The following is a 19,167-nucleotide window of genomic DNA, read 5'->3' as shown; positions in this document are numbered from 1 at the left end:
CCGCGTCTTTCAGTACGAGCTTGAGGGTGAAGGCGAAGAGGAGGCCCCGCTGGTCGGGGTCTCCGTCGTTTTGGTGCAGGTCACCGAGAACGGCACCGAGTCGGATGTCGTCCTCACCGGGCTGCGCACCTCGACGGCGATCGCGTCGTTCAGCGTCCCGCTGTCGGACCAGGTCGTCACGGTCACCCCGGCCTGCCGGGTCTTCCCGCCGCCGCCCGGGAAGGACAGCGTCTTCCATCCCTGGTCGTCGAACGACCCGTTCTTCAGCACCCACCGGTACTGCACCTCGGCAGGCACGCTCCCGACCGTGAACGTCGCCGTGAAGGCGGGAGCCTGCGCGGTGGACGGCGGACAGCTCCCCGAGTAGTCGGTGCGCGACCCGGCCACACTGACCTTCACACTCCGCGCGGGCGCGCTGCTGCTCGCGGACGCCGACGGGGACTTGGACCCCGAGCCGCTGCTCCGGCCGGGCGCCGGGGAGTTGAGGTTGCCGGCCGACTGGCTCGCGCCGGCGTTGTCGCCACTCCCGCCGCCGTCGCCGCGGTTGAGCAGGACGTACGTCAACCCGCCCAGTGCGAGGACGACCAGCACCAGACCGACCAGCAGCAGCACCCCGCCGCTCCGGGTGCCGTCGCGGCCGGAAGCGGGCGGCTGGGTGGCCGCCGGGGCGGGCAACGGCGCTGTGGGGGAGGCGGGTGGAGACTGGACGACCCGGGTCGGGGCTTCGTACCGCCCCGGGATCGGGACGGTGGCGGCGGTGCCGGGTGTGCCCCAGGAAGACGGCGTATCGCCTGCCGCGACCAACCGCATTTCATGCTCGGCCCTTTCGGCCGGCAGCCGGTGGGCCGGGTCCTTGCGGAGCAGTCCCTCGATGACGGGCGCGAGCGGTCCGGCCCGGTACGGCGGCGGCAACTCCTCGTCCACCACGGCACGCAGTGTGCTCAGCGGGGTGTCCAGCCGGAACGGGGAGGTGCCCTCCACCGCCGTGTACAGCAGCACACCGAGCGACCAGAGGTCGGACTCCGGGCCGAACGCACGCCCCAACGCCCGCTCCGGGGCGAGGAACTCGGGCGAACCGATCACCTCGCCGGTCATGGTCAGCGCCGAGCTGCCCTCGACGGTGGCGATCCCGAAGTCGGTGAGCACCACCCGTCCGTCGTTCGACAGCAGAACGTTGGCCGGCTTCACATCCCGGTGCAGCACCCCGGCGGCATGCGCGGTCCGCAGCGCGGACAGCACCTCGGCGCCGATGCCGGCGGCCCGCTGCGGGGACATAGGGCCCTCCGCGTCCAGCACTTCGGCGAGGGACACCCCGCGGATCAACTCCATGACGATCCAGGGCCGTCCGCCCTCCATCGCCACGTCGTACACCGTCACCACATTGCGGTTCGCGACCCGGGCCGCGGCCCAGGCCTCGCGCTCCAGACGGGCGTACATCCGCTCGACGTCGGGGCCGGGCAGCCCGGCCGGCGCCCGCACCTCCTTGACGGCGACCTCGCGGCCCAGCACCTCGTCCCGGGCTCGCCACACGGTGCCCATGCCGCCCTCGCCGAGCGGGGACAACAGTCGGTAGCGGCCCGCGATCACTCGCTCACGGCCCGGCTCTTCGGTCACGGGTGCTCCCCACGGCAGCTCGCGCGGACTCATCACAAACGTAACTCAGCCCAGTGCGGATGCGGCCCCCTTGAGCACCAGTCCGGCGCCCAGGGCCACGACCACGAGCGCCGAGGCGAGCGGGATGGTCCTGCGGACCAGCGTGGCCATGGGGTGGGTGGTCCAGCGAGGGCGTTTGTCCAGCACCCGGGTCATTCCCGTACCCAGCCTGACGACGGCGAACCCGGCGGCGGTCAGCGTCAGCGCGAGACCGACGCCGTAGGCGACGACGAGGAGCAGCCCGAACCAGGCCTGCCCGAGGGCCGCGGCACCGACGAGCACGACGACGGCGGACGGGCTGGGGACCATGCCCCCGGCGAAGCCGAGAAGGATCGTGCCGCGCAGCGTGGGAGCCGTGGGATGGGTATGGGTGAACCCGCCGTGACTGTGCAGCGTGTTGGTGTGGCCGGCACTGGGGCCCGCGCCCCCGGACCCCCCTTCGGCCTGAACGGCCTTGTCCTCGATCTCCCCCAGAGGGGGTACCCCCGGACGGGCTGAAGCGTGTGGCCGGGCGCCTTCGCCGTGGCCATGAGCATGGCCGTGCTCATGAGGGTGGTCGTGCGTGTGGGTGTGGGCGCGGGCGTGCTCGTGTGCGCCGACCACGGCCAGTTCCCGTTTCTCGGCCACCTCGTGCTGGTCGTCGTGATCGTGGTCATGGTGGTGGCCGTGGGCATGCGCCTGCTCGTGCGCCCGGTTGTGCCACGCCCTCCGTGCCAGGTTCACCCCCGCCACCAGGATCAGGGCGCCGCTCGCGATACCCAGCCAGGCGATCACCGACGGCGTCGCCGCCGAGCCGGCCGTCACCAGGACGCCCAGGGCCACCACGCCCAGCGTGTGGGTGACGGTGACCGACGCGGCCAGCGGGAGGACGTCGCGGAGGCGGGCGCGGCCGCCGCGGGCCGCCGCTGTCGCCGCCATCAGCGTCTTGCCGTGGCCCGGCGCGAGCGCGTGCATCGCGCCGAGGCCGATCGCGACGCACAGCGCGAGCGCCGCGAAGCCGACGGTGAGGTGGTTGTGGGCGACCAGGTCGGTGAGGGTCTGGGTCCAGCGGTCTACGCCCCTGGGGAGGATCGCGGCGCCCGGTGCGTCCTGGCGTTCCTCCGCGAGAGCCGGGCCGCCCGGCCGTATGCGCACGGCGGCGGTCGTGATGTCCGCCGGGGAGGAGAGCAGGTCCTTGGGGTACCTGGTGAGTTCGTGGGAGACGGACGTCTTCGGTACGTCCGTCCTGGTCAGCGTCGTCCGGTCCCCGCGCGCGGTGATCTCCCGCCAGCCGGGACCGGTGGTGGTGCCCTCGCTGTGGAAGGAGAGGGCGGCCGTGGTGCCCTTGGGGAGGGGAGCGGTGAAGCGGCACTCGACGCGGAGGGTGTTCAAACCGGCCTGGCCCGGGCGCAGTTCGGCGTGGCTGGTCCGGACGGCGAGGGGGGTTGCCCTGCCGTCGACGGTGAGCTTGCTGCCGTCGGCCGCGGTCGCGCAGCGCTGCTCGGCCCACTTGGCCGTGCCCAGCCGCTTCAGGTCGGGCTTGACCTGGGTCGCCGGGATCTCGGCCAGGTCCTCGACATGGTCGACGCGGAGCCCGCCGGGGGCGGCGACGAGACCGTCGTACCGGTTGACGGTGAAGTTGCCGAGCGGGTGGGCGCTCGCGGCCGTGGCCGGGAGGAGCGTGAGGGCGCAGGCCAGGACGAAGAGGGCTGTGATGCGGCGGAGGTTCACTTGGAGGCCTCCAGCGCCTTACGGGCCGTGCGGGCGCCCAGCGGGGAGAAGCCGGGGTTGAGTTTCAGGGCCTTGGTGAGGGCAGCCCGGCCGGCCGTCCTGTCGCCGTCGGCCAGCTCGATCATGCCCAGGTGGTAGATGAAGGAGGCGTTGCGGTAGCCGGTTGCGGTGGCCCGGCGGGCGTACGGCAGCGCTTCCTTGTCCTTGCCGTTGACGTGCAGCGCCCAGGCCAGCGCGTCCGCCGTGTGCACGGTGTGACGGCGGGCCCACTCGGCGCGGGCGGCCTTCAGGGCCTCGGCCTTGTTGCCGTGGTCGGCCGCGGCGAGGGCGGTGTCGAGGTCGGCGTTGACGCCGTTGGCGCGGGCGAGCGCGATCCAGGCGTCGACCAGGGCGTACTGGTCCGCGGCCTTCGCCTTGTCGCCCTCGGCGCCCCGGTCCTCGTACAACTCGCCCAGCTCGACGAGTGGCTGGGGCAGCGGGTACCGGGAGACGACCAGTTCCATGCCCTTGATGGCGGCGGCCCGGTCGCCGCTCGCCGCCTGGGCGCGGGCCCGGCCCTCCAGCGCGGGGAGGTAGTTCTCGTCGGCGGCCAGGGCGCGGGCGTAGTAGTCGAGCGCGCTCTTGTAGTCGCCCTGGTTCCAGGCGAGCAGACCGAGCTGCGCGGCCACGTAGGCGACGTCGCCCTTGGAGGTGGCCGTGGACAGCGCCTGTCGCAGTACCTGCTGGGCCGTCTTCACATCACCCCGCAGCTCCCGCACGTACGCGTAGCGGGTGAACACCGGTACGCCCGGCTCGCGTTGGTCGGCCAGGTCGGCCGCCTTCGCCGCCTCGTCGTAGCGGCCGAGCTCGACCAGGGCGTCGACGCGGGAGGACAGGGCGCCCGCGCTGTAGGGGTTCTGCTCGAGGGCCTGGTCCGCGTAGCTGAGCGCCTGCGCGAACTGGTGCCGGGCGGCGGCGAGCGCGGCCTCGCCGGCCAGCGCCTGGTCGTTGTCAGGGGTGATCCGGAGGGCACGCTCGAGGGCCTTCTCGGCCTGCGGGTAGCGGGACGGATCGCCCTTGGTACGCGCCTGCTCGACATAGGCCAGGCCCAGGGTGGCCCAGCTGTCGGAGTCCATCGGCTGGGTGCGGAGATGGGCCTGGAGGGAGGCGATGCCGGTGTCGAGATCCCCGCTCGCCAGCAGCGCCGGTGACACGGCGCTCGACGCGGCCACCGGCGCCGTACCGCCGTCCCGGGCGGCTCCGAAGGCGATCGCCCCGCCGGTCAGCGCGATGGCCAACAGTGCGGCGGAACCGGCGAGTCGAGCCCGTCGCCAGTTCCGGCCTGCGGCGGCGAAGCGGCGCAGGGCGGTGACCCGCTCGTCGTCCTTCGGTTCGGCGGGCTGCTTGTCGTTCGTACCCGGGGCCATGCCCTCTCCTAGTAGCTGTCGCATGGGGTGGCGCGGCCCGCGCCGTGGGGGATTGGGTGGGTGCGGGCCGCGCCGGCAAGTGAGGGGCGCATCAGCGCCCCGTGAGGGGCTCGGGGCCGCGTGGGATGAGCGGCTGCCGCGTGGGCGCGACCAGCCATGAGCGGCCCGCGGTCACCCGGCTACCTCAAACCGCAACGGCGCCTAGTACGGCCGCCGCATCCGACGCCGCCACCAGCCGAACGCCGTACCGATCAGCAGCACGCCCGCCGCACCCGCGGCCGCGGACCCGGCGATCAGCGTCGTGTTGCTGCTGCCGGAGCCGGACAGGGCGTCACCCAGCGCGCTCTTCGTGCTGCTCCCGGCGGCCGTGCCCTTGGCGAGCGCACCGCGCGAACCGGACGTCGGCTCGGCCACGTACGGGAAGTACTTCTCGAAGCCCTTGTCGTTCTTGTCGACGGCGTCGCCCAGGTCGTTCTTGGAACCGACCAGTTCGCCCTCGACGACCTGGAGCGCCTCGTCGATCACGTCGTCCGTGAGCCGGCGCCCGTTCGGGAAGCCCGCGTTGTCACCGTCCAGGACACCGAGCCGCTTGGGCTTGGCGGTGGGCTTGATGGACGTGTTCAGGCGGAGCATCTCCGACGGCGTCGCGTACGGCTGCTCCTGGTTGAGGCCCTTGACGCCCTTGAGGAACACGTCGACGAGGTCGTTGCGGGGCTCGGACGGCGCCTTGATGTTGTAGATCTGCTGGATGAGCTTCGGCAGTTCCGGGTTGGTCACGTTCTTCAGGAACTGCGCGTCGTCCTTGGGCTGGGACGCGTTGAACTTGTCCTTGTCCTTCTGCGGGTTGACGACCTCGTTGACCAGCGGGTTGCCGAGGCGCGAGACCTGCGCGTAGTAGCCCCGCGCGTTCCTGCGCTGGGTCGTCGCGTAGATGCCGACGGTCGGACGCGACGCCGACTGCCGGATCAGGGCGTTCGGCACCTGGAGGGCGATCGTGTTGACGTTGTAGCCCTTGAGGGTGTCCCGGCCGACCTCGCTGAGGTTGCCGCCGTACAGCAGGTCGAAGACGCGCAGGTCGGCGAAGAACGGGTCGTCGGCCTGGCCCGCGAAGGTCGCGCCGCCGTTGACCGTCTTGTAGACGGCCTGGGAGCGCAGCTTCCCGTAGTCCGGCATCGACGCCTTGCCGACGTCCGACGGAGCCGCCGGGATGTCGCTGGCGATCCTCGTCGTGTGCTGCTCCTTCCCCTTCTTCAGCTTGATGAGGTCGATGTCGTACGACTGTGTGACGTTCAGGTCGGGGTCGGTCAGGTTGTCGACCACCCCCGTGTTGTAGAGGAACGTCTTCTTGTTCTTGATCTGGGTGTGGAAGGTGTAGCGGAAGATCAGGTCGTCCAGCGCGTCACCGTCGTTGTCGATGTGGATGTCGTACTGGGCGTCGTCGGCGAACTGGTAGAAGTTCGGGCCGCCGGCCGGTTCCTCGAAGGGGATGTAGTCCGACACGATCGTCGTCGTGTCGGGCTTGTCCGGGCTGACGAACGCGTACAGGTCGGTGTTGTCGTACTGCGGGGTGCCCGAGATGAGCGGGGCTTCCCGGTGGGAGGAGGCAGAGGCCGCTCCCGGTTCCAGCGCGGCGACGCTGGCGGCTGTGATCCCGCCGGTGGCCAGTGCCCCACAGACGAGCGAGACAAGGCCCTTGCGCCCCGCGCCGCTCCTGGAGATTAGAGGTGTCATGCCGTCCGTCCCTCGGTCCCAACTTGCTTGACGGACGGGTATACGGAGCAGGACGGCCGATTGGATTGGTCCGAAGGAAAAAAATCTTTTCTTCCTGCTCGACCCGCGTTTTCGGCCCTTGCGTACGTACTTCTGCCGGAGGTGTGTCAGTTGCGAATGCCTGGTGTGGGAGGGCGGGCCGGGTGCGGCCACAGAAGGGGGAACGGGGTGGAGGCGGACGAACTGCTGGTGCTCGTCGCGGCCGGCGACCAGAAGGCGTTCGAGGACCTCTACGGACTGGTGTCCGGTCCGGTGTTCGGGCTCGTACGACGCGTGGTCCGTGACCCCGCCCAGTCCGAGGAGGTGGCTCAGGAGGTGCTCCTCGAACTCTGGCGTTCCGCACCCAAGTTCGACCCCGGCCGGGGCAGTGCCCTCTCCTGGGTCCTCACCCTCGCCCACCGCCGCGCCGTCGACCGGGTGCGCAGCGCCCGCGCGGCCGGCGAACGCGAACAGCGCGAGGCGCTGCGCGCGGGCGAACCGGCCTTCGACCAGGTCGCCGAGGAGGTGGAGGCCGGCCTGGAGCGCGAATGGGTACGCCGCTGCCTGGACCGCCTCACCGCCCTCCAGCGCCAGTCGGTCACCCTCGCCTACTACGACGGCTACACGTACCGTGAGGTCGCCGAGCGGCTCAGGCTGCCGCTGGGCACGGTCAAGACACGGATGCGCGACGGACTGACCCGGCTGCGCGACTGCCTGGGAGGCGCCGCATGAGCCTGGTCGGCCGGCTGCTGCACCGCGAGGACCTGCACTCCCTGGCCGCGCCCTACGCCCTGGACGCCCTGGAGCCCGGCGAGCGGCGCCGGTTCGAGAAGCACCTCGGGGACTGCGGCCGGTGCGCCGCCGAGGTCCGGGCGCTGACCGAGGACGCGGTACGGCTGGCCTGGTCCACGGCGGCCCCGCCGCCCCTCGCGATGCGCGACCGCGTCCTGTCCGCCGTACGCGCCACCCGGCAGGAACCGGCCCCCGGCCGTGAGCACGTCCCCAACCTGCCGCCGCATGTCTGGGGTGCGCAGCCCCCGCCGCCGCGCAGACGGCCGCGCCCGCTGTTCGTGCCGTTCGCCACCGCCACCGCGGCCGCCGCGCTGGTCGTCGCCTCCCTCTTCGCGGTGCAGGCCGGCCGGACCCAGGACCAACTGGACGCCGAGCGGGCCCAGTCGCGTGAGATCGCCCACGTTCTGGCCGCGACCGATGCCCGTGCGACCAGCAGTAAGGACGCCCAGGGCCGAAGTATCGGAGCGGTGGTCTCCGCATCGGCGGGGGAGGCCGTCGTCACGCTCAGCGGATACGGGACCCTGCCGAAGGGGCGCGTGCACCAGCTCTGGCTCATGCGCCCTCGTGTGCAACCGCGCTCCCTCGGGCTTTTCAAGGCCGACACGCCCTTGGTCGCCACGGGTCTCGACAAGTCCGCCACATCACTCGCCGTAACCGTCGAGCCCGCGGGAGGCTCGGCGCAACCCACCAGCCAGCCAGTTGTCCAACTCGCCCTGAAATCGGCTGGATTCGGAGAGTAGTCGCAAAGGGGTCGTCAACAGCCTTGCGGAAAAGGTGAATCCTGTGACCGCGATACACGAGTGCCCCATCGGGGCGATAGGGTTACCCTGCCCGGGCCGGGTGGACTCGTACGGGTGGGGAGTGACATGGAGCAGATAACACGCAGCAGGGCGAGGGTTCCTGCGATCACCTGCGGGAGCAGCGCGACCAGTTCGCGCCTCGACCGCCATCTGTCGGTACTGGCGGGTCCCGCCATACCGCAGCAGCAGGCGGTCGAGGCGACGTCGCTGATGCGTGAGCTGACCGCGCGTGAACCCGCGCAGCGCAGCGACCGGGGTGCGCGGGTCAGCCGCGTCTCCCTCTTCGCGCCGCTGCGTCGGCTGCGCCGTTCGCTGTTCGGCGGCAACAAGCACTGACCACCAGGCTCGCGCTCAGGCAGCCACACCGTCCCGGCGCAACGCTGCTATCTCGGCGTCCGTCATCCCCACGGCACGCAGCAGCGCCTCGGTGTGCTGTCCGAGCGCGGGTACGTCCCCCATTCGCGCCTCGTCCCCGCCCGGCAGCGTGATGGGCGGCAGCAGCGCACGCAGCGGCCCGACCGGCGACCCCACCTCCCGCCACCGCTCCCGGGCCGCCAGCTGCGGATGCTCCGCCACCTCGTGCAGATCCCGCAGCCGCGCGCACGCGATGCCCGCGGCTTCGAGGCGCCCCAAGGCCGCATCGGCGCCGACCGCCCCGAGGGCCGCCGCGACCAGCTCGTCGGTCCGCGCCCGGTTCGCCACCCGCGCCGCGTTCGTCGCGAACGCCGGATCCGCACCCAACTCCGGCCTTCCGAGCACCTGCTCGGCAAGCCGCCGCCACTCCCGGTCGTTCTGCACCGACAGCAGCACCCGGCCGCCGTCCGCGGTCGAATAGGCGTCGTACGGCGCGATCACCGCGTGCGCCAGACCGGTGCGCTCGGGCGGGGTCCCGCCGTGCAGGGTGTGATGCAGCGGATGCCCCAGCCATTCGGCCAGCGCGTCCAGCATCGACACCTCCACAGGACCGCCCCGCCCGGTCGTCCCGCGCCGCACCAGCGCCGCGAGAACGCCCGAGAACGCGTACATGCCCGCCGCGATGTCCGCCGCCGGAATCCCGGCCTTCACGGGCTGCTCCGGCGTCCCGGTGACCGACACGAGGCCCGCCTCGCACTGCACCAGCATGTCGTACGCGCGTTTGCCGGCGTACGGCCCCGACGCGCCGTATCCGGAGATGTCCACGGCGACCAGCCGGGGGTGCGCGGCGCACAGCGTGGCCGCGTCGAGACCGAGCCGGGCGGCGGCCCCGTGCGCGAGGTTCTGCACGAAGACGTCCGCGTCCGCGACGAGCCTTATCACGACATCCAGTCCGCGCGGGTCCTTCAGATCCAGCGCGATGGACTCCTTGCCCCGGTTGCACCACACGAAGTGCGAGGAGAGCCCGTGGGCGGTGGTGTCGTAACCGCGAGCGAAGTCGCCGCCGTCGATCCGCTCGACCTTGACGACCCTGGCACCCAGATCGGCGAGCTGCCGGGTGGCGAAGGGCGCGGCCACGGCCTGTTCGACGGCGACGACGGTGATGCCCTCCAGGGGCAGCGGGAGACGGTCCATGGGCTGGATCATGTCCCGCGACCGGCTCTTCTGTCAGCAGCACTGCTGCTGCCGAGCGCCGCGGGTCAGGTCAGCCGCGGCCGTACCGCGGAGCACTGCCTGGCCTGCCTGGATTCGCTGGACGCGCCGTACGGGACGAAGCTGGAGCTGGTCGCCATGCTGAACGGGGTGGTGACCACTTATGTGCGCAACGAGATCGACACGGCGGAGCGGGCTCGGAGTCTGCCGTGGTCGGAGGAGCAGGAGAACGCGGTGCGGATCGCCTGTCTCGGGGGGCAGATCGCCTCGGGGGCGTATCCGCGGATGGCCGCGGCGTTTGCGGAGGATTCGGGGCCCATTGATCTGGAGGGGGTCCTCAGGCGGGCTCTGGAGAGGGTTTTGGACGGGTTCGCGTCGTAGGCCGCGGGGTCGTGGCCGGTCACAGCAGCGTGAGCTGGCCGGCCGGTCCTTCTTCCGTGTGCTCCAGGATCGATGCCGGTTTGCGGGACGCTTCCGGCGGTGGGAGTACGCCCGCTGCCGTCAGGTCCGTTGACGTGATCGGTGCCTTGATCTCCAACTCGGTCTGTCGGTCGCGCACTTCGGACAGCAGGGCCAGGACCGTGATCAGTTCGAGCAGGTCCGACGTCCATGACTGGGGCCAGGTCTGCGGAGTGATCGCCGCCAGAGTTCCCGGTTCCGCCGTCGTCGTCCGTGCCGCGAACCACGCCTCCAGGATCTTCACCTCCCCCATCGCGAACTCCCACGCCTCCGGTGGCACCGGGGAGATGCGGCCCTCGTCGATGCGGAGGGTCTCCTCCTCCGGGTCGTAGCCGATCGTGAGCGGGCGGGTGGGGAGAGGGGCCCGGACGTAGGGGCGGCGGCCGCCCGGGAGCTTGGGGCGTTCGCCGTCGCGGCGGAGCAGCCAGAGAACTCGGCGGCCCAACTCCACGCCCTGCGACCAGAGGGCGGGGTCCTCGGTGAGCGGGACCGTGTGGTCCGGGCGGATCGTCGCCACCGCCCAGGCCAGGACGTCCAGCGGGGTGAGAGCGCGGTCCAGGCGGTCGGCCAGGTACCTCAGCAGGCCCGGTGCCAGATTCGGTTCCGTGCCGCCGGGGCGGCGGTAGAGGGGGCGGATGCGGCCGGCACGCAGAGTGGGGAGGAGGGAGGTCGCCAGCAGGGGCACGCCCTCCGCCGACTCCACCGCGAAGATCTGGTGGTCGTCCGCCGTCCGCCACAACTCCGGGCGGGCCGTGTCGATCAGGCGGTGGTCCGGGATCAGCCACTGTTCGTCGAAGGGGGCCGAGAGCACGCGGACCGGGTCCGGACAGAGGGACGAGGCCTGCTCCAGCCGCTCCGTGCCGGTCGCCCGGCCCGGGAGCTGGGCCACCGCCGAGTGGACCGTCCGGGCACGCGTCGGTTCGAACAGGGTCTCGCGGTCGGGGCCCTCGGCCTTGAGAAGGGCGTCCCAGCGGGCCCTGAGGGTCGCCGGATCGGGGGCCGTCGGCCACCCCCGGCCGAGCCGTAGTGGTGCGACGGACCACGGCATGAGGTCCGCAAGGAGCGGAGCGTCGTCGTGCGTCACGCCCGGCATCGTACGACGAGTTCAGGTGGCGTCGAGGGTGACCGTGAAGGAGAAACGGTCGCCCCGGTAGTGGATGACCGCCAGGTCCAGGACCCGGCCGGCGGTGTCGTAGGTGACACCCGTGTAGTGCAGGATCGGGCTGAGGAGGGGCACCTGGAGCAACCGGGCCGTCTCCGGGTCGGCCAGGCGGGCCTCGACCGTGTCCGTGATGCGGCTGATGTCCGCGCCGACCACATCGCGGAGCACCTTGGTCATGGGCCGGCGGGCCAGGTCCTCCGGGTCGATGCGCTCGGCCAGTTCGGGGCGGACGTGGTTGCGGGCGTGGTTGGTCGGCTCGCCCGTCTGTTCGTCACTGCGCAGGCGGTGGTACGTCGCCACCTCGTCGAGATCCGGGAAGTACTCGGTGAGTTCGCCCGTCACGGGTGCCGTGCCGTGGTCAAGCAGCTCGGCTGTCATACCGGACTGCTGGGCCACGATCGCGTCCACCGAGCCGAGCAGCCGTACCGGAGTGCCCCGCCGGGCGTCCGGTTCGATGAAGGTGCCCCGGCGCCGGTGCCGGCTGATCAGGCCCTCGTCCTCCAACTCCTTCAGCGCCTGCCGCATGGTCAGCACGCTCACGCCGTAGTGCTCCGCCAGCTGTTCCTCGGTGGGCAGCCGGAGCGGGTCCCGGGGCGAGCGGCCGAGTATCGAGGCGCGCAGCGACTGCGACACCTGATACCAGAGCGGCAGCTTGCGGTTCAGGACGATCGAGTCCGGGGCGAAGGAGGTCACGGGCCATCCGTACCGGTAGGGGATCTTCAGTGCAAGGGCCGGAAGTGGCGTTCCAGGCCCTGCCACACGTCGTCGTAGCGCTGCTGCAGATGCTCGGCGGTCGCCGCCTGCGGGGTGAGCGTCACCGGCCAGCGGGTCTCGAACATGAAGGCGAGGCCGTCGTCGACCTTCTGCGGACGCAGCTCGGCCGCGCTCGCCCGGTCGAACGTCTCCCGGTCCGGGCCGTGCGCCGACATCATGTTGTGCAGGGAGCCCCCGCCGGGAACGAAGCCCTCCGCCTTCGCGTCGTAGGCGCCCTCGATCAGGCCCATGTACTCGCTCATCACGTTCCGGTGGAAGTAGGGCGGCCGGAAGGTGTTCTCGCCCACCAGCCAGCGCGGGGCGAAGACCACGAAGTCGACGCCCGCCAGGCCGGGAGTGTCCGACGGGGACGTCAGCACCGTGAAGATCGACGGGTCGGGGTGGTCGTACGAGATGGTGCCGATCACATTGAAACGGCGCAGGTCGTAGAGGTACGGCACATGTGTGCCGTGCCAGGCGACCACATCCAGTGGGGAGTGGTCATAGGTGGCCGTCCACAGGTTGCCGCAGAACTTGTTGACCACCTCCACCGGGCCCTCCACGTCCTCGTAGGCGGCGACGGGGGCCTGGAAGTCCCGGGCGTTGGCGAGGCCGTTGGCGCCGATCGGGCCCAGGTCGGGAAGGCGGAAGGGCGAGCCGTAGTTCTCGCACACATACCCCCGGGCCGTGGCATCCAGCAGGTCCACACGGAAGCGGACCCCACGGGGGATCAGCGCCACATGTCCCGGCTCCACATGCAGCAGGCCGAACTCCGTGCGCAGCAGCAGTCCGCCGTGCTCGGGGACGACCAGCAGCTCGCCGTCCGCGTCGGAGAAGACCCGCTCCATCGAGGAGTTGGCGTGGTAGAGGTGCACGGCCATGCCGGTGCGCTGGGTCGCGTCGCCGTTGCCGCCGAGCGTCCACAGGCCGGCGAGGAAGTCCGTACCGGGCGCCGGCTCCGGCAGCGGGTTCCAGCGCAGCCGGTTCGGGTCCGGGGCGACGTCCGTGAAGGGGCCGGTGCGCAGCGTCCCGTCGCCGGCGGCCCGGGTGAACGCCGGGTGGGCGGCCGAGGGGCGGATCCGGTACAGCCAGGAGCGGCGGTTGTGGGCCCGGGGCTCGGTGAAGGCCGTACCGCTGAGCTGCTCCGCGTAGAGGCCGAGGGGGGCGCGCTGCGGGGAGTTGCGGCCCTCGGGCAGGGCGCCCGGCACCGCCTCCGAGGAGTGCTCGTTGCCGAACCCCGAGAGATACGACAGTCCCTCGGCGGTCTTCCGTGCTCCCTCACGCTCGAACACGCCCGCGCGGGAGGTGCCCCCATCACTCATGATCGCTCCCTGGCCCTCTGAGTCCCCGATTCCTATGTATCACCGTAGGATTGAGTGGGGGCGGGTGCAAGAGGGCCGGGATCATCCCAGCGTCGTACGGCGAGAACCCGACTTCAGGGGGATCCGGTCTCCGACGCGCTGTTCTACGCTCCCGGGCATGTCGTGGACGCGTGGACTGCCGGGCGCGCTCGCGGTCTGCGTGCCGCTGCTGGTCGCGGCGGCGGGTTGCGGGACCGGGGAGGCGCACGCGCAGCGGGAGACGGGGTCGCCCTCACCGGTGGGCAAGATCCTCGACGACACGGACGAGAGCGGACGCCGCTACCGGGAGATCGACAAGAAGCAGGCGCCCGAGGTGGACACGGTGGTCACGCCCGACAGCGCCGGCGGCTGGGACGTACGGCTCGACGTGCACCGCTTCCGCTTCTCCCGGGCCGGCACCACGGCCCGGGCGGTCGCCGGGCGCGGCCTCGCCTACCTCTTCGTGGACGGCGACCTGGTGACCCGGCTGCGCACCCCCGCGTACCACCTCCCCGCCCGGCTCGTCCCGCACGGCACCCACCACATCACCGCCCGGCTCTACGCGGACGACGCCACCGTGTGGGCGGTGCACGGCAAGCCGGTCGAGAGCACGGCGGACGTCACGGCGTCGGGCGCGGAGACGGCGAAGGCGGCACCGACGGCCACGCACGGGGTCGTGGCCGGCACCGACAGCACGCCCCTCGGATGAGTGCATGGGCCATCCGTCTCCGTACTGGGGGGCGAGGTTCACCTGATCCCCGCGGAAAGGCATCATGAAGCCCGTGCCCCAAGCGCCCTCGCTTCGCAAAGCTCCCGTCCAGCGCCGCAGTGCGGAACGGCTGACCAGGATTCTCGACGCCTGCGCCGACCTCCTCGACGAGGTGGGCTACGAGGAGCTGAGCACCCGGGCCGTCGCGGTGCGGGCCGGGGTGCCCATCGGCTCGGTCTACCGGTTCTTCGGCAACAAGCGGCAGATGGCCGACGCCCTCGCCCAGCGCAACCTGGAGCGCTACACCGAGCGGGTCACCGAGCGCCTGAAGGACGCGCCGAAGGGCGACTGGCGGGTGGCGATGGACGCGGTCCTCGACGAGTACCTGGCCATGAAGCGCACCGCCCCCGGCTTCTCGCTCGTCGACTTCGGCAACCAGATCCCGGTCGGAGCCCGCCACGCCGAACCCAACCGCAGGGTCGCCGACCGCCTCACCGACCTGCTCTCCGCCTACCTCGGCCGCGCCCCCGACGAGGCCCTGCGCCGCACGTTCCTGGTGGCCGTGGAGACCGCCGACACCCTGGTCCACCTGTCCTTCCGGATGGACCCGGAGGGCGACGAGGCGATCATCACGGAGACCCGGGAACTGCTGCGGGCCTATCTGGCGCGCGTCCTGGACTGACGAGGAAACCGCCCCCGTTCCAGGGACAACCCTGTGACCTGGAGTTTTGCGCTTATTGCTCGCGTGTCAACGTCTTGTTAACGCCGTTTGACGGGACCTAACGTCATCGCACCGCCGTCCCTGGTGGGAGTTCAAGGGCGAACGTTAGGTATTCCATTCATGCTGACCATCCTCGGCTTCACCATGATCGCGACCTTCCTGGTCCTGATCATGCTGAAGAAGATGTCGCCGATCGCGGCGCTCGTGCTGATCCCCGCGTTGTTCTGCGTGTTCGTCGGGAAGGGCGCGAAGCTCGGCGACTACGTCATCGACGGCGTCACCAGCCTCGCCCCCACCGCGGCGATGCTCATGTTCGCGATCGTCTACTTCGGTGTGATGATCGACGTCGGCCTCTTCGACCCGATCGTCAAGGGGATCCTGAGGTTCTGCAGGGCCGACCCGCTGCGGATCGTCGTCGGCACGGCCCTGCTCGCCGCGATCGTCTCCCTCGACGGCGACGGCTCCACCACCTTCATGATCACCGTCTCGGCGATGTACCCGCTGTACAAGCGCCTGAAGATGAGCCTGGTCGTGATGACCGGTGTCGCCGCGATGGCCAACGGCGTGATGAACACCCTGCCCTGGGGCGGACCGACGGCCCGTGCCGCGACCGCGCTGAAACTGGACGCCGGCGACATCTTCGTGCCCATGATCCCCGCCCTCGCCGTCGGCCTGGTCTTCGTGATGGCCCTCGCCTACGTCCTCGGCCGCCGTGAACGCAAACGGCTCGGCGTGCTGACGCTGGACCAGGTGCTGGTGGAGGAGACCGAGACGGTCCTCGTGGGTGCCGGCAAGTCCCTCGCGCGTACCGGCGGTTCGGGTCCGGGCCTGCCCGAGGAGCCGGCGGCCGACGACGACTTCAAGGGCCTCGACCCGCACCGCGAGACCCTGCGCCCCAAGCTGTACTGGTTCAACGCGCTGCTCACGGTCGCCCTGCTCACCGCCATGATCATGGAGTTGCTGCCGATCCCGGTGCTGTTCCTGCTCGGCGCGGCGCTGGCGCTCACCGTCAACTTCCCGCAGATGCCCGCCCAGAAGGCCCGCCTCGCCGCCCACGCCGAGAACGTCCTCAACGTCTCCGGCATGGTCTTCGCCGCCGCCGTCTTCACCGGCGTCCTCCAGGGCACCGGCATGGTCGACCACATGGCCACCTGGCTCGTCGACAACATCCCCGACGGCATGGGCCCGCACATGGCCCTCGTCACCGGTGTGCTCAGCATCCCGCTCACGTACTTCATGTCGAACGACGGCTTCTACTTCGGCATCCTCCCGGTCCTCGCCGAGGCTGGCCAGGCCCATGGAGTCTCCTCCGTGGAGATCGCCCGCGCCTCGATCATCGGCCAGCCGCTGCACATGTCCAGCCCGCTGGTGCCCGCGGTCTACGTCCTGGTCGGCATGGCCAAGGTCGAGTTCGGCGACCACACACGCTTCGTCGTCAAGTGGGCCGCGCTCACATCCCTCGTGGTGCTCGGGGCAGGAATCCTGTTCGGGATCGTCTGACTGTTCCACGGAGGACTTCACCATGGCGCCCGGCAGGAACCGCGGCTGGCTGCTCCGCCTCGTCATCGCCTTCGGCTTCGCGCAGGGGGCGGTGTCGATGGCCCGGCCCGCCGTCTCCTACCGGGCCCTCGCGCTCGGCGCCGACGAACGGGCCGTCGGTGTCATCGCCGGTGTCTACGCGCTGCTCCCCCTCTTCGCCGCCGTACCGCTCGGCCGCCGTACCGACCACGGCCGCTGTGCGCCCCTGCTGCCGGTCGGAGTGGTGCTGATAGCCGGTGGCTGTGCGCTCAGCGGGCTGGCGAACTCCCTCTGGGCGATGGCCCTGTGGAGCGGGGTGATGGGCCTCGGCCACCTCTGCTTCGTGATCGGCGCCCAGTCACTGGTGGCCCGTCAGTCGGCCCCGCACGAACAGGACCGCAACTTCGGTCACTTCACCATCGGTGCGTCGCTGGGCCAGCTGGTCGGGCCGATCGCCGCGGGTGCGCTGATCGGCGGCCCCGACATGGCGGGCAGCAGCGCGCTCGCCCTCGTGGTGGCGGGCGCGGGGGCGGCGATCGCGTTCACCTCGCTGTGGCGCATCGAGGACCGTACGGCGGCCACGTCCCGTCCCGAGAAGGGCGGCCGCGTCCCGGTGGGCGGCATCCTGCGCGCCCGGGGTGTCCCGGCCGGCATGCTGATCAGCCTCTCGGTCCTGTCCGCGACGGACATCCTCACCGCGTACCTCCCGGTGGTCGGCGAGCACCGGGGCATCGCGCCGGCGGTGATCGGCGTGCTGCTGAGCGTGCGGGCCGGGGCGACGATCGCGTGCCGGCTGGTCCTCACGCCGCTGCTACGACTGCTCGGGCGGCCGGTGCTGTTGACGGTGACGTGTCTTCTGGCGGCCGTGCTGTGCGCGGGGATCGCACTGCCGGTGCCGGTGTGGGTGCTCGGGCTGATGCTCGCTGCGCTCGGGTTCTGCCTGGGAGTCGGGCAGCCGCTGTCGATGACGACGGTCGTCCAGGCCGCGCCCGACGGCGCCCGGTCCACCGCGCTGGCCCTGCGTCTGACCGGCAACCGGCTCGGCCAGGTCGCCGCCCCGGCCGCCGCGGGCCTGGTCGCGGGCGTGGCGGGGGTGGCCGCGCCGTTCGTGATGCTGGGGGCTTTGCTGCTGCTGTCGGCGGGAGTGGCGGTGCGCTCGCCGGGGGCGGTGGGGCCGTCCGAGGGTGCCGGTCCGGTGCCGCGGACGGGGCGTAAGGGTTCGGCGTTGCGCCGTACGAGCGATATCTGACGGCGCGTCGGGCGTTGATGCCACGGTCCGTGGGGTGCATGAGTGACAGTCCAGGCGAAAGGTCGATTTGTATGAAAATCGTCTAACTTGGAGGAGCCTGCATGCCCACCCTCACACTTCCACGCTCCGCCGGTTCCCGTGCGGGTGCAACCGTCGTCCTCAGCGCCCTCGCCGCGGCGGGCGCATCGTGGGTGGCTGCGCCGAACGCGGTGGCCCAAGGGGAGAACGGCGACATCAGGATCCACCGTGTGGGCGTGCCCTTCGGCGTCTCGAAGGACGACCCGGTGGTCTGCAAGTTCTATCTCGACGCCGTCAACTTCGACGTCCTCACCGCCATCGCCTACACCATCACGCCGCAGCCCCCGCTGCCCACTGCCGCCACCGTCGCCGGCACCATCCAGCTCGCGGGCGGCGCCGGCCACACCGACCCGCTGGGTCTGGCGGACGGACAGTACAAGATCACGTGGGTCGTGGGCGGCGTGGGCGGCGCGGTGAAGGAGAAGGTCTTCCGGGTCAACTGCCATGACGGAAAGCAGGACGGGGAGCACGGCCAGAACGGCCCGAACGGCCAGAACGGCCAAAACGGCCCGAACGGCCAGGGCGGCCCCAACGGACCGGGCGATCCGAACGGTCAGAATGGCCCGAATGGTCAAAACGGCCCGAACGGGCAGATCGAGGACAACCAGCGTGGCGACGCGGGCTGGGGACAGGGCGGCGACCACAACGGCCCGCAGGGCGGGGTGCACGCGGGTGGCGGCGGCCTCGTCGACACGGCGGCCGCGTTCTCGCCCGTGACCGCCGCCGCGGCCGTGGGCCTGGTCGCGGCCAGCGGTGTGGTGTACGTCCGGCTGATCCGCCGTCGGCCCCATGGCGCCGCGTAGGCGCAGACGCAGGCCCTGGTACCGGACCCGCGCCTACCGCCTCGCCAGGACGGCCCTGCTGGCGATCGTCCTGGTGACAGTGGTCCGGTGCGGGGGGCACGACGGGCCGGGCGCGGGGCGGGACGAGTCCGACGGGGCCCGTCCCGCGGCCCGGCCCATGCCGCCGCCCCGCCCGCTGCCCCGGTCCCGGCCGACGTCGTTGCGCATCCCCTCCCTGGGCGTCGACGCGCCGGTCATCGGCGTCCGCCTCGACCGGGGCCGGCAGTTGGAGACCCCGCCGGTCGACAAGCCGAAGCTGATCGGCTGGTACCAGGGCGGCGCCACGCCGGGCGAGTCCGGCCTCGCGGTCGCCGTCGGCCACCGCGACACAAGGACGGGGCCCGCCGTCTTCGCGGCGCTCGCCCAGGTGAAGCCCGGCAAACGGATCGAGGCCAGGCGTGTAGACGGCCGTACCGCCGTCTACACCGTGGACCGGGTGAAGGTCTACGACAAGGCCGGCTTTCCCGACAAGGAGGTGTACGGTCCGACCCGGCGTCCGGAACTCCGCGTGATCACCTGCGGTGGCCTCTTCAGCCGGAGGACGGGCTACACCAGCAACGTGGTGGTCTTCGCCCACCTGACCGCGACGGAGTGACCCGGCGGTGCGGGCGGTTGAGCGCACCGTCGCACCGTCGCACCGCCAGGCCGCCGACAGTCGCT

The 19,167-nt window shown here is 71.5% G+C and carries 17 protein-coding genes and 1 pseudogene; 10 read left to right on the top strand and 8 right to left on the bottom strand.

The window, feature by feature from the left end; translation table 11 throughout:
- Positions 1 to 9: 9 nt before the first annotated feature.
- The 4 genes from ABTY98_RS08530 to ABTY98_RS08515 all read right to left on the bottom strand — a co-directional run bounded on the left by ABTY98_RS08530 (position 10) and on the right by ABTY98_RS08515 (position 6,500).
- Positions 10 to 1,647 (bottom strand): serine/threonine-protein kinase, encoded by a 1,638-nt coding sequence (locus ABTY98_RS08530; protein WP_352220110.1) that lies wholly within the window; start codon positions 1,645 to 1,647, stop codon positions 10 to 12.
- A gap of 12 nt (positions 1,648 to 1,659) precedes the next feature.
- On the bottom strand, positions 1,660 to 3,363 hold the full coding sequence (locus ABTY98_RS08525) for a nickel transporter (RefSeq protein ID WP_352220109.1): 1,704 nt from the start codon (positions 3,361 to 3,363) through the stop codon (positions 1,660 to 1,662).
- Complete coding sequence (locus tag ABTY98_RS08520) at positions 3,360 to 4,769, bottom strand: tetratricopeptide repeat protein (protein ID WP_352220108.1); 1,410 nt, start codon at positions 4,767 to 4,769, stop codon at positions 3,360 to 3,362. The genes ABTY98_RS08525 and ABTY98_RS08520 overlap by 4 nt, the downstream gene beginning before the upstream one ends.
- A 201-nt stretch (positions 4,770 to 4,970) precedes the next feature.
- Complete coding sequence (locus tag ABTY98_RS08515) at positions 4,971 to 6,500, bottom strand: DUF4331 domain-containing protein (RefSeq protein WP_352220107.1); 1,530 nt, start codon at positions 6,498 to 6,500, stop codon at positions 4,971 to 4,973.
- A 207-nt stretch (positions 6,501 to 6,707) separates the two neighbouring features.
- On the opposite strand from ABTY98_RS08515, the gene ABTY98_RS08510 reads away from it, so the two are divergent.
- The 3 genes from ABTY98_RS08510 (at position 6,708) to ABTY98_RS08500 (ending at position 8,446) form a co-directional block, all read left to right on the top strand.
- Positions 6,708 to 7,250 carry a sigma-70 family RNA polymerase sigma factor gene (locus ABTY98_RS08510; protein WP_352220106.1) on the top strand — a complete coding sequence of 181 codons (543 nt, stop codon included), beginning with the start codon at positions 6,708 to 6,710 and terminating at the stop codon, positions 7,248 to 7,250.
- Positions 7,247 to 8,050 carry an anti-sigma factor gene (locus tag ABTY98_RS08505; RefSeq protein ID WP_352220105.1) on the top strand — a complete coding sequence of 268 codons (804 nt, stop codon included), beginning with the start codon at positions 7,247 to 7,249 and terminating at the stop codon, positions 8,048 to 8,050. The genes ABTY98_RS08510 and ABTY98_RS08505 overlap by 4 nt, the downstream gene beginning before the upstream one ends.
- A 126-nt stretch (positions 8,051 to 8,176) precedes the next feature.
- The gene (locus ABTY98_RS08500; RefSeq protein WP_352220104.1) at positions 8,177 to 8,446 is read left to right on the top strand and encodes a hypothetical protein; all 270 of its coding nucleotides are present in this window, start codon (positions 8,177 to 8,179) and stop codon (positions 8,444 to 8,446) included.
- Positions 8,447 to 8,461: 15 nt separating this feature from the next.
- On the opposite strand, the gene ABTY98_RS08495 is transcribed toward ABTY98_RS08500, so the two are convergent.
- Positions 8,462 to 9,658, bottom strand: coding sequence for a CaiB/BaiF CoA transferase family protein (locus ABTY98_RS08495; RefSeq protein ID WP_502994174.1), 1,197 nt, complete (start codon positions 9,656 to 9,658; stop codon positions 8,462 to 8,464).
- 81 nt (positions 9,659 to 9,739) lie between these two features.
- On the opposite strand from ABTY98_RS08495, the pseudogene ABTY98_RS08490 reads away from it, so the two are divergent.
- Positions 9,740 to 10,057: pseudogene (locus ABTY98_RS08490) on the top strand (TetR/AcrR family transcriptional regulator); the annotation flags it as partial.
- A 19-nt stretch (positions 10,058 to 10,076) separates the two neighbouring features.
- On the opposite strand, the gene ABTY98_RS08485 reads toward ABTY98_RS08490, so the two are convergent.
- The 3 genes from ABTY98_RS08485 to hmgA are packed head-to-tail and all read right to left on the bottom strand — an operon-like array spanning position 10,077 to position 13,372.
- The gene (locus ABTY98_RS08485; RefSeq protein WP_352220102.1) at positions 10,077 to 11,228 is read right to left on the bottom strand and encodes a type ISP restriction/modification enzyme; all 1,152 of its coding nucleotides are present in this window, start codon (positions 11,226 to 11,228) and stop codon (positions 10,077 to 10,079) included.
- Positions 11,229 to 11,240: 12 nt separating this feature from the next.
- Positions 11,241 to 11,990, bottom strand: coding sequence for a GntR family transcriptional regulator (locus tag ABTY98_RS08480; protein ID WP_352220101.1), 750 nt, complete (start codon positions 11,988 to 11,990; stop codon positions 11,241 to 11,243).
- Between the two features lie 26 nt (positions 11,991 to 12,016).
- Positions 12,017 to 13,372, bottom strand: a complete 1,356-nt coding sequence (hmgA, locus tag ABTY98_RS08475; protein WP_352220100.1) for a homogentisate 1,2-dioxygenase — start codon at positions 13,370 to 13,372, stop codon at positions 12,017 to 12,019.
- 157 nt (positions 13,373 to 13,529) lie between these two features.
- Between hmgA and ABTY98_RS08470 the strand changes: the two genes are divergently transcribed.
- From ABTY98_RS08470 to ABTY98_RS08445, 6 genes are all read left to right on the top strand, one after another.
- A complete protein-coding gene (locus tag ABTY98_RS08470) occupies positions 13,530 to 14,099 on the top strand; it encodes a hypothetical protein (RefSeq protein ID WP_352220099.1) in 570 nt (189 codons plus the stop codon).
- A gap of 64 nt (positions 14,100 to 14,163) precedes the next feature.
- Positions 14,164 to 14,781, top strand: coding sequence for a TetR/AcrR family transcriptional regulator (locus ABTY98_RS08465; protein WP_352220098.1), 618 nt, complete (start codon positions 14,164 to 14,166; stop codon positions 14,779 to 14,781).
- Positions 14,782 to 14,940: 159 nt separating this feature from the next.
- The gene (locus ABTY98_RS08460) at positions 14,941 to 16,320 is read left to right on the top strand and encodes a CitMHS family transporter (protein WP_352220097.1); all 1,380 of its coding nucleotides are present in this window, start codon (positions 14,941 to 14,943) and stop codon (positions 16,318 to 16,320) included.
- A 22-nt stretch (positions 16,321 to 16,342) separates the two neighbouring features.
- On the top strand, positions 16,343 to 17,587 hold the full coding sequence (locus ABTY98_RS08455; RefSeq protein ID WP_352220096.1) for an MFS transporter: 1,245 nt from the start codon (positions 16,343 to 16,345) through the stop codon (positions 17,585 to 17,587).
- Positions 17,588 to 17,688: 101 nt separating this feature from the next.
- Positions 17,689 to 18,468, top strand: coding sequence for a hypothetical protein (locus ABTY98_RS08450; protein WP_352220095.1), 780 nt, complete (start codon positions 17,689 to 17,691; stop codon positions 18,466 to 18,468).
- Positions 18,455 to 19,102, top strand: coding sequence for a class F sortase (locus tag ABTY98_RS08445; RefSeq protein WP_352220094.1), 648 nt, complete (start codon positions 18,455 to 18,457; stop codon positions 19,100 to 19,102). Before ABTY98_RS08450 ends, ABTY98_RS08445 begins: the two co-directional genes overlap by 14 nt.
- Positions 19,103 to 19,167 lie beyond the last annotated feature (65 nt).

It is taken from the genome of Streptomyces sp. NPDC096040, from assembly GCF_040303265.1.
Lineage (GTDB): Bacteria > Actinomycetota > Actinomycetes > Streptomycetales > Streptomycetaceae > Streptomyces.
Note: the sequence above shows the minus strand (reverse complement) of the source record. Positions and strands in the feature narration are given on the sequence as shown.

What these genes read in the sequence shown, in the direction of transcription:
- ABTY98_RS08530 (WP_352220110.1), bottom strand. Translation starts at nt 1,647, where the DNA reads ATGAGTCCGCGCGAGCTGCCGTGGGGAGCACCCGTGACCGAAGAGCCG.
- ABTY98_RS08520 (WP_352220108.1), bottom strand. Translation starts at nt 4,769, where the DNA reads ATGGCCCCGGGTACGAACGACAAGCAGCCCGCCGAACCGAAGGACGAC.
- ABTY98_RS08515 (WP_352220107.1), bottom strand. Translation starts at nt 6,500, where the DNA reads ATGACACCTCTAATCTCCAGGAGCGGCGCGGGGCGCAAGGGCCTTGTC.
- ABTY98_RS08505 (WP_352220105.1), top strand. Translation starts at nt 7,247, where the DNA reads ATGAGCCTGGTCGGCCGGCTGCTGCACCGCGAGGACCTGCACTCCCTG.
- ABTY98_RS08500 (WP_352220104.1), top strand. Translation starts at nt 8,177, where the DNA reads ATGGAGCAGATAACACGCAGCAGGGCGAGGGTTCCTGCGATCACCTGC.
- ABTY98_RS08495 (WP_502994174.1), bottom strand. Translation starts at nt 9,658, where the DNA reads ATGGACCGTCTCCCGCTGCCCCTGGAGGGCATCACCGTCGTCGCCGTC.
- ABTY98_RS08485 (WP_352220102.1), bottom strand. Translation starts at nt 11,228, where the DNA reads ATGCCGGGCGTGACGCACGACGACGCTCCGCTCCTTGCGGACCTCATG.
- hmgA (WP_352220100.1), bottom strand. Translation starts at nt 13,372, where the DNA reads ATGAGTGATGGGGGCACCTCCCGCGCGGGCGTGTTCGAGCGTGAGGGA.
- ABTY98_RS08470 (WP_352220099.1), top strand. Translation starts at nt 13,530, where the DNA reads ATGTCGTGGACGCGTGGACTGCCGGGCGCGCTCGCGGTCTGCGTGCCG.
- ABTY98_RS08465 (WP_352220098.1), top strand. Translation starts at nt 14,164, where the DNA reads ATGAAGCCCGTGCCCCAAGCGCCCTCGCTTCGCAAAGCTCCCGTCCAG.
- ABTY98_RS08460 (WP_352220097.1), top strand. Translation starts at nt 14,941, where the DNA reads ATGCTGACCATCCTCGGCTTCACCATGATCGCGACCTTCCTGGTCCTG.
- ABTY98_RS08455 (WP_352220096.1), top strand. Translation starts at nt 16,343, where the DNA reads ATGGCGCCCGGCAGGAACCGCGGCTGGCTGCTCCGCCTCGTCATCGCC.
- ABTY98_RS08450 (WP_352220095.1), top strand. Translation starts at nt 17,689, where the DNA reads ATGCCCACCCTCACACTTCCACGCTCCGCCGGTTCCCGTGCGGGTGCA.
- ABTY98_RS08445 (WP_352220094.1), top strand. Translation starts at nt 18,455, where the DNA reads ATGGCGCCGCGTAGGCGCAGACGCAGGCCCTGGTACCGGACCCGCGCC.